Annotated in this window: 6 protein-coding genes and 1 pseudogene; 3 read left to right on the forward strand and 4 right to left on the reverse strand. The window is 68.6% G+C overall.

What is annotated here, in order from left to right:
• The 3 genes and pseudogenes from acnA to ACY35P_RS14085 all read left to right on the forward strand — a co-directional run.
• Positions 1-953 (forward strand): annotated as a pseudogene (gene acnA, locus ACY35P_RS14075) (aconitate hydratase); the annotation flags it as partial.
• A gap of 209 nt (positions 954-1,162) precedes the next feature.
• Complete coding sequence (locus ACY35P_RS14080; RefSeq protein WP_462116467.1) at positions 1,163-2,845, forward strand: long-chain fatty acid--CoA ligase; 1,683 nt, start codon at positions 1,163-1,165, stop codon at positions 2,843-2,845.
• A 151-nt stretch (positions 2,846-2,996) separates the two neighbouring features.
• Positions 2,997-3,860 carry a crotonase/enoyl-CoA hydratase family protein gene (locus ACY35P_RS14085; protein ID WP_462116468.1) on the forward strand — a complete coding sequence of 288 codons (864 nt, stop codon included), beginning with the start codon at positions 2,997-2,999 and terminating at the stop codon, positions 3,858-3,860.
• Here ACY35P_RS14085 and ACY35P_RS14090 read toward each other — a convergent pair whose 3' ends face one another.
• The 4 genes from ACY35P_RS14090 to ACY35P_RS14105 all read right to left on the reverse strand — a co-directional run.
• On the reverse strand, positions 3,861-6,038 hold the full coding sequence (locus ACY35P_RS14090) for an ATP-binding protein (protein WP_462116472.1): 2,178 nt from the start codon (positions 6,036-6,038) through the stop codon (positions 3,861-3,863). It abuts the gene before it with no gap.
• Entirely contained in the window at positions 6,038-7,090 is a 1,053-nt protein-coding gene (locus ACY35P_RS14095) for an HD domain-containing phosphohydrolase (RefSeq protein ID WP_462116469.1), read from the reverse strand. Before ACY35P_RS14095 ends, ACY35P_RS14090 begins: the two co-directional genes overlap by 1 nt.
• Positions 7,091-7,210: 120 nt before the next feature.
• Positions 7,211-8,728: a lysine--tRNA ligase gene (gene lysS / locus ACY35P_RS14100; protein WP_462116470.1), complete on the reverse strand. Its 1,518-nt coding sequence runs from the start codon at positions 8,726-8,728 to the stop codon at positions 7,211-7,213.
• A 98-nt stretch (positions 8,729-8,826) separates the two neighbouring features.
• A partial coding sequence (locus ACY35P_RS14105; protein ID WP_462116471.1) for a peptide chain release factor-like protein occupies positions 8,827-9,252 on the reverse strand: 426 nt, incomplete at its 5' end.

Genomic DNA, 9,252 nt, shown 5'->3' on the forward strand with positions numbered 1-9,252 from the left:
CGGTCTACCTGCGCGACATCTGGCCGTCCAACAAGGAGATCGGGGACACGATCGCCGCGACGATCGGCCCGGAGCTGTTCAAGCAGGCCTATGCGGACGTTTTCAAGGGCGACACGCGCTGGAACCAGATCGCGTCCCCCGAAGGCGAGTCGTTCGCCTGGGACGGCGCATCGACGTACATCAAGAACCCGCCCTACTTCGACGGCATGTCGATGCAGGTGGGGACGATCGCGGACGTCGCCGGTGCGCGCGTGCTCGGCCTGTTCGGCGACTCGATCACGACCGACCACATCTCGCCGGCGGGCAACATCAAGAAGGACTCGCCCGCCGGGCGCTTCCTGATGGACCGCGGCGTGCAGCCGACCGACTTCAACAGCTACGGCAGCCGCCGCGGCAACGACGACGTCATGGTGCGCGGCACCTTCGCCAACATCCGCATCAAGAACCTGATGCTGGGCGGCGAAGAAGGCGGCAACACCCTGTACTTCGGCGCGGGCCAGCCCGAGAAGCTGTCGATCTACGACGCGGCGATGAAGTACAAGGCCGACGGCGTCCCGCTGGTCGTCTTCGCCGGCAAGGAGTACGGCACCGGCTCGTCGCGCGACTGGGCGGCCAAGGGCACGAACCTGCTGGGTATCAAGGCGGTGGTGGCCGAGAGCTTCGAGCGCATCCACCGCTCGAACCTGGTCGGCATGGGCGTGCTCCCGCTGCAGTTCATGCCGGGCGAGAACGCCGGCGTGCTCGGCCTGGACGGCTCGGAGACGATCGCGATCGAGGGCCTGCAGGACGGCGCCAGCAAGACCGCGACGGTCGTGGCCCGCCGTGCGGACGGCTCCGAGAAGCGCTTCCAGGTCCGCGTGCTGCTGCTGACGCCCAAGGAAGTCGAGTACTTCCGCCACGGCGGCATCCTGCACTACGTGCTGCGCCAGCTGGCGGCCCGCAAGGCCGCCTGACGCCGTCCTGCCGCCCACGGGCGGCGGCCGGTTCCGCGACGGGACGCTTCGGCGTCCCGTCGTCGTTTCGGGGCTGCGGAAACCGCCCGCGCGGCCGATGCCTACCTTGCACCGCGCCTTGCGACGCGCGCGAGGCCTATGCTCCAATCCGGCGACCGTACGGCCCCGGATCGGCGCCGTGCACGCAGTCGAATCCAAGGGGAAATCGCATGACGCAAGACCGGCCCTGGCTGGCGAGCTATCCCGCCGGTGTTCCGGCCGAGATCGACGTGGACGAGTTCCCGTCCATCGTCTCGGTGCTGCAGAGCGCGATCGCGAAGTACCGGGACCGCCCCGCCTTCTCCAGCCTCGGCAAGACGATCGACTACGCCGAGGTCGACGCGATGAGCGCGCGCTTCGCGGCGTACCTGCTCGGCGAACTGAAGCTCAAGCACGGCGATCGCGTCGCGATCATGATGCCCAACTGCCTGCAGTATCCGATCGCGCTGTTCGGCATCCTGCGCGCCGGCCTGACAGTGGTGAACGTCAATCCGATGTACACCGCCCGCGAGCTGCGCCACCAGCTCGAGGATGCCGGCGCGGTCGCCATCCTCGTCATGGACAACTTCGCCCACACCGTGCAGGAAGTGCTGCACGAGACGCAGGTGAAGCACGTCATCACCACCGCGCTCGGCGACTGCCTCGATTTCCCGAAGCGCTCGGTCGTGAACTTCGTCGTGCGCTACGTCAGGAAGATGGTGCCGGACTACGACATCCCGCACGCGGTGCGCTTCAACGACGCGGTCGATGCGGGCGCCAGGCTCCCGTTCCGCGACGAGGAGATCGAGATCGAGGCGGGCGACATCGCCTTCCTGCAGTACACGGGCGGCACGACCGGCGTGGCCAAGGGCGCGATGCTCACCCACCGCAACCTCGTCGCGAACATGCAGCAGGCGGCAGCGTGGATCGGCACGAACGTGCGCTACGGGCAGGAAACGATCGTCACCGCGCTGCCGCTGTACCACATCTTCGCATTGACGGCGAACGGCCTCGTCTTCATGAAGTTCGGTGGTCTCAACCACATGATCACCAACCCGCGCGACATGCCGGGTTTCGTGAAGGAACTGCAGAAGACGAAGTTCACCGCGATCACGGGCGTCAACACGCTGTTCAATGGCCTGCTCAACACGCCGGGCTTCGACAAGGTCGACTTCTCCGGGCTGCACCTCACGCTCGGCGGCGGCATGGCGGTGCAGCGTGCGGTCGCGGAACGATGGAAGCAGGTGACCGGCTGCACGCTCGTCGAAGCCTACGGCCTGACCGAAACGTCGCCCGCGGCCTGCATCAATCCGATGGACCTGCCCGCCTACAACGGGGCGATCGGCCTGCCGATCCCGTCGACCGATGCCTGCATCAAGGACGACGACGGCCGCGTTGTCGGCATGGGCGAGATCGGCGAACTCTGCCTCAAGGGTCCGCAGGTCATGCGCGGCTACTGGAACCGTCCGGAGGAGACGGCCAAGGTGATGGACGCCGACGGCTGGCTGCACACCGGCGACATGGCGCGCATGGACGAAGGCGGCTTCTTCTACATCGTCGACCGCAAGAAGGACATGATCCTCGTCTCCGGCTTCAACGTGTACCCGAACGAGATCGAGGACGTCATCGCGATGATGCCCGAGGTGCTGGAGGTCGCGGCCGTGGGCGTCCCGGACGAAAAATCCGGCGAGGCGGTGAAGGTGGTGATCGTTCCGAAGGACCCTTCGCTCACGGCGGCACAGGTGCTCGCCCACGCGCGCGAGAACCTGACCGGTTACAAGCTGCCGCGCTTCGTCGAGTTCCGGAAGGAGCTGCCGAAGACCAACGTCGGCAAGATCCTGCGTCGGGAACTCCGGGAAACCACCGCGGCCTGAGCCCCGCGTCCAATGTTCCGACTCGACGGGCCCGCTTCGGCGGGCCTGTCTTTTGCATGCACGCGGCAGGTGTAGGATCGCCCGGTGGGCACCACCTGATCGCCCGCGCCCACCGGCAACCGCGGGCGGTTCCCTTATGAGGACCCGCATGATGAGCACGATCGATCCGCTTTACCGCGCCCGCAGTTTCCCGACCGTCCGCGTGGAATCCGACGCCAGTGTCGGCTGCGACTGGGTGTACATGCATGCCGACCATGCCTCCGGCATCCGTCCCTGCTTCCGTCGCGAGCTCATGCACGACATGTGGGCGATGCTGTCGGAAGTCGCGGACACGCACGGTGCGTCGGCGGGGCGTCCGCTGCGTCACGTCGTGCTCGCGTCCGACGCGCCCGGTGCGTTCAACCTCGGCGGCGACCTGGCGCTGTTCTCGAGCCTCATCCGCGCCGGTGATCGCGACGGCCTGCTCGACTACGCCACGCGTTGCGTCGACGGCGTGCACCTGCTGCATCGCGGACTGGGCGGCGACGTCCGGACGATCGCGCTCGTGCAGGGCGACGCGCTCGGTGGCGGCATGGAACTCGCCCTCGCCTGCCAGGTCATCGTCGCCGAGGAAGGCACCGAACTGGGGCTGCCCGAGGTGCTCTTCGGCCTGTTCCCGGGCATGGGCGCGTACTCGTTCCTGAGCCGCCGCATGCCGCCGCACCAGGCCGAGCGCATGATCCTCGAAGGCCGCATCCTGCCGGCCGAGGAGCTGCAGCGCATGGGTGTCGTCGACATCGTGGCGCCGAAGGGCGAAGGCGCGCGGGTCGTGCGCGAGCTCATCCAGCAGGAACAGCGGGCACCGCACGCGCACCTTGCGCTCAATCGCGTGCGGCGCCTCGCACAGGGCGTGACGCGCGAGGAGCTGATCGCGGTGACGGAAGCCTGGGTGGATGCGGCGTTGCAGCTGGGCGAGCGTTCGCTCAGGACGATGGAGCGAATCGTGCGCGCGCAGACGCGTCGCTCGGCGCGCTGATCAATCCGATCGCAGCGCCGGACCTTCGGAATCGCCACGCCCGCGTCGCGTGGCGAGAAGCTCGCGGCCCTGCGCGAGGCGCTCGCGCAGCGCGTCCACGCGCGCACGCCACTCGCCCGTGAGTTGCCAGTCCGGCAGCCGCATCATCTCGCCGGCCAGACCGGCAAGCTTCACGAGGCCGACGTTGCCCGCCACGCCTTTCACGGCGTGGGCATGTTCGCGCACCTGCAGCCAGTCGCCCTGTGCGGCGCAATGCGCGGCGTGCGCGATGCCGCGCTCCGCATCCGCCAGGCATTCGGCGATGAAGTCGCGCTCGAACGTCTCGCCCATTCCGATCGAGGCGAGTTCGTCGAGCACCGCGGGATCGAAGACCGCGCCGTCGTCGCGTTCCACGAGGGGCACGGTCGTGCGCAGCGGACGCGAGGCGCCGTCGCGCTCGGCGATCTCCGCCACCATGTCGAGCAGTCGCCCGGTCGAGACCGGTTTGGCCAGGAAGCCCCACGCGCCCGCGTCCTCGCAGGCCGCGATCGCCGCCGGTGTCACGTCGGCGCTCAGGATGACGACCGGGGTGCGCGCATTGCCCGCCTCCATTAGTCGCAGGTTGCGCAGCATGTCGACGCCGCTCATGCCGGGCATGTGCAGGTCGGCGATGACGAGGTCGAACGTGCTCTCGGCCAGAAGGTCGAGCACTTCCTCCGCTCCGTCGACGCAGGTCGAGCGATGGCCCGCCTTCTGCAGCAGGCGCTGCAGCACCATGCGGTTGGCCGCGTTGTCGTCGGCCACGAGCACATGGAGGCTGCGCACCCGCGCGCGATGGCGCAGGAAGGGATTGCTGAAGGCGATGACGTTCTCGCCGAGCGCGGCGCCGGCAAGCCCCGGCTCATGGGCCGCAGGCAGGGACGAAGGCTCGGGCACCGTCACGGGCGCTTCGGCGGACTGGAACGGCAGCTGCACCCAGAACCGCGTGCCCTCGCCCTCCGTGCTCTCGAAGCCGATCGTGCCGCCCATGGCCTCGGTGAGGCCCTTGGCGATCGTCGTCCCGAGGCCGGTGCCGCCATAGCGGCGCGCGAGGCCCGCATCCGCCTGCTCGAAGGCATCGAAGAGGCGGCGACGCATGTCGGCCGGGATGCCGATGCCCGTATCCGTCACCGTGAAGCGCAGGCAGGTGCGGTGCTCGTCGTGCAGGACGCGCTCGACGCGAAGCACGACGGAGCCGCGGTCGGTGAACTTGACCGCATTGCCCGCCAGGTTCAGGAGCACCTGCCGCACGTGCGCCAGGTCGCCGCGGACGCGCGTCGGCACCTCGTCCGCGACGTCGACGCGGAAATCCAGGTATTTCGCACGCGCCAGCGGGCCCAGGATCAGCCCGACGCCGTCCACGAGTTCGCGGACGTCGAAATCGCCCGCATGCATCTTGAGCTTGCCCGCCTCGATCGCGGAGATGTCGAGGACGTCCTCGACCAGCGCCATCAGCGTGCGCGTGGACGCCTGGATCGTGCCGAGGCATTCGCGCTGCTCGGCGTCGAGCTCGGTGGCCGAGAGCAGCTCGGTCATCCCGGCGAGCCCGTTGAGGGGCGTGCGGAACTCGTGCGACATGTTCGCGAGGAACCGGCTCTTCGCCTCGTTCGCGCGCCGCGCCTCGTCGGTGGCCCGGGTCAGCGCCGCCAGCAGGCCGGTGAGGTACATCGGAATCGCCACCAGTCCGGCGAGGAGCCCGAAGCCGAGCGGCAGGTTCTCCTGCCAGTACGGCGACTTCGCGAGCACGAGCCCGAAGGCGCACAGCGCCGCGATCACCGCGCCGACGAGGTAGCGACGCCCGAAGCGCAGGCCGTTGCCGACCGTCACCCACAGGATGAGCACGAAGACCCAGGCGATAGGCTCGCCCATGCGGATCATCGCGGCCGACATCAGGCCGTAGTCCGCGGCCATGCCGACCAGCCGCCGCGGGTGGTTGGTGTCCGGCGAAGCGACGAGCCAGACCAGGATGCCGGCGCCGATCATGAAGCCCGCCATGACCATCGCCATGACGTCGTAGTAGGCGTCGGGGTGGGCCCCGGACGGCGAGAGCAGCAGGTACGCCAGCACCACGCCGAGCGCACCGATGCGGACGCCGGCCTGGCCGTGTTCGCTGTCCGGGCGTGTCGCGAGGCGACTGCGCAGGCGGGCGAACGCGGCGATCACATCAGCCGCTCCGGCGCACCCCGGCTCGTCCGGCAGAGCACTTCGAGCTGCCGGCGGACACCGACCAGCGCCTGCACGCATTCCGGGTCGAACAGGCGCCCGCGCTGCGCGTACAGGTGCGCGAGCGCCGCGTCGATCTCCCAGGCGTGCTTGTAGGGCTGCTCCGAAACCAGGGCGTCGAAGACGTCCGCGACCGCGACGATGCGTGCCTCGACCGGAATGGCCTGCCCGGCCAGACCGTGCGGATAGCCGCTGCCGTCCCAGCGCTCGTGGTGGTGGAGCGCGATGGTCGCGGCGAGGTCCATGAAACGCGTACCGCTGCCCGAGAGCAGCTCATGGCCGATCTCCGGATGCCGGCGCACGAGCTGCATCTCCTCGTCCGACAGCGGGCCGGGCTTATGCAGCACCGCGTCGGGTAGCGCGATCTTGCCGATGTCGTGGAGCGGCGTGGCCTGCTCGATGAGGGTGACGTCCTCGTCGAAAAAGCCCACGCCGCGCGCCACCAGCCCGGCGACGACCGCCATGCGCTGCAGGTTCGGGTGCGCGGCGCCGTCGCGGTACTCCACCGCCATCGCGAGGCGGCTCAGCATCTGGCGCTCGCGATCGGCGATCTGCTGCAACGTCGTCTGCAGGCGGTGCTCGAGCGAGAGCGCGCGCTGCTTCACCGTCTCGGACTGCTGGCGCAGCTGCAGAAGGTTTCGGCAACGCGCACGCAGCTCGCGCGGGCGGACGGGCTTCACGAGGAAATCGATGACGCCCGCATCGAGCGCCGCCTGGCGGATCGGCTCATCGCCGACCACCGTCACCAGGATGATCGGAATGTCGCGATGCCGCGGCAGCCGACGGAACCGGCGCGCGAACTCGAGGCCGTCGATGCCGGGCATGCGGTAGTCGAGCAGCAGCAGGTCGGGATCGTGCGAGGCGCACCAGTCGAGCGCCACCTGCGGCTCGCCGAAGTCGTGCACGGCGAGTTCCGCACCGATGTCCTCGATGATGTGGCGCAGCATGGTGCGTGCGCTGGTCTGGTCATCGACGATGACGACGTTCATTGGACCATCCGTTGGCGATTACCGTGACGGCGGCTTCGGGCCGAGGATAGCGCGCCTGCACCACGCCGGCACTGCGCCTGCCCTCTATCGGCTGCTTCCCTGCCGTACTTGAGCGCATGGTCAGCCGGACTGTTCCGGGCGCATGTAGGGGAAAAGAAGGACATCGCGGATGGAGGCGCGATCCGTGAGCAGCATCACGAGGCGATCGATGCCGATGCCAAGGCCTCCCGTGGGTGGCATGCCGACCTCGAGCGCGCGGATGTAGTCGGCGTCGAAATGCATGGCCTCGTCGTCGCCGCCCTGCTTCGCCTCGACCTGCGCCATGAATCGCGCGGCCTGGTCCTCGGGATCGTTGAGCTCCGAAAAGCCGTTCGCGAGTTCCTTGCCGCCGACGAAGAGCTCGAAGCGATCGGTCAGTTCGGGGTCGAGGTCGTTCGCGCGGGCCAGCGGACTGACCTCGACGGGATGATCGGTGATGAAGGTCGGCTGGATCAGCGTGTGCTCCACCGTCTTCTCGAAGATCTCCAGCAGGAGCTTGCCCCAACCGTACGAGGGCTTCACGGCGATCCGCAGCCGCGCGCAATGCTCGCGCATCTTCGCGACGTCGCGCAGTTCGTCGCGCCCGATCGCGGGGTTGAGCTCGATCACGGCGTCGGTCATCGACCAGCGGCGGAACCGCGGGCCCAGGTCGATCGGTGCGCCTTCCCACTCGATGGCGGTCGCGCCCAGCACGTCCTGCGCGCAATGGCGGATCACGTCCTCCGTGAGATCCATGATCTCGGTGTACGTGGCATAGGCCTCGTACAGCTCGAGCATCGTGAACTCGGGGTTGTGTCGGGTGGACACGCCCTCGTTGCGGAAATTGCGGTTGATCTCGTACACGCGCTCTAGGCCGCCCACGACGAGCCGCTTCAGGTAGAGCTCCGGGGCGACGCGCAGGTAGAGCTCGAGGTCGAGCGCATTGTGGTGCGTCACGAAAGGCTTCGCCGTGGCGCCGCCCGGGATGTAATGCATCATCGGCGTCTCGACTTCGAGGAAGCGCCGCGCATCGAGCCAGGCGCGCATCGCGCGGATGATCTTGCTGCGCTTGACGAAGACGTCGCGCGACTCCGGCGTCACGATCAGGTCGACATAGCGCTGGCGATAGCGCTGCTCGATGTCGGCCATGCCGTGGAACTTGTCCGGCAGCGGGCGCAGCGCCTTGGTCAGCAGGCGAAGCGACGACGCCTTCAGCGACAGCTCGCCCGTGCGCGTGCGCGTGAGTTCGCCTTCGACCGCGACGATGTCGCCGAGGTCGAGGTTCTTGAACACCTCGAAGGCGTCGCCCAGCAGGTCCTTCTTGAGCCATAGCTGCAGGCGGCCCGACTCGTCCTGGATCTGCGCGAAGCCGGCCTTGCCCATGTCGCGCTTGAGCAGCACGCGCCCGCCGAGCGCCACGCGGCGCGGCGCGGCGTCGAGCGCCTCCGGGGTCCAGCGTTCGGAGTCGGCGAACTCGTCCTGCAGGTCGCCGGCGTAGTGGCCGCGCTTGAAGTCGTTCGGGAACGCGATGCCCTGCCCGCGCAGCTCGGCGAGTTTCGCGCGTCGCTCCGCGATCAGGAAGTTCTCGTCGGTCGGCGTGGTGGCGGGCGTGTCGGTCATCGTGGCGGTCGCTGCAGGGCCGGGCGTGGCGGCGGGCGGAATCGTGGATGCGCGTCTGCGCATCGAGCGGATGCCCCTGTCGAGACAGGGGCGTCGGATCAGGCGGCGTCGGTGCGTTTGGCGCCGACTTCCAGGCCCGACTTCAGGCTCGCTTCGACGAATTCGTCGAGGTCGCCGTCGAGCACCTTCTGCGTGTCGGAGCGCTCGATGCCGGTGCGCAGGTCCTTGATGCGGCTCTGGTCGAGCACGTAGTTGCGGATCTGGCTGCCCCAGCCGATGTCGGACTTCGTGGCCTCGACCGCATCGCGCTCGGCATTGCGCTTCTGGATCTCCAGCTCGTACAGCTTCGCCGCGAGCATCTTCATCGCATTGTCGCGGTTCTGGTGCTGGCTGCGGCCGGTCTGGCAGGCCACGACGATCCCGCTCGGCACGTGCGTGATGCGCACCGCCGATTCCGTCTTGTTGACGTGCTGGCCGCCGGCGCCCGACGAGCGATAGACGTCCGTCTTCAGGTCCGCCGGATT

The sequence above is a fragment of the Lysobacter xanthus genome (genome assembly GCF_047159895.1).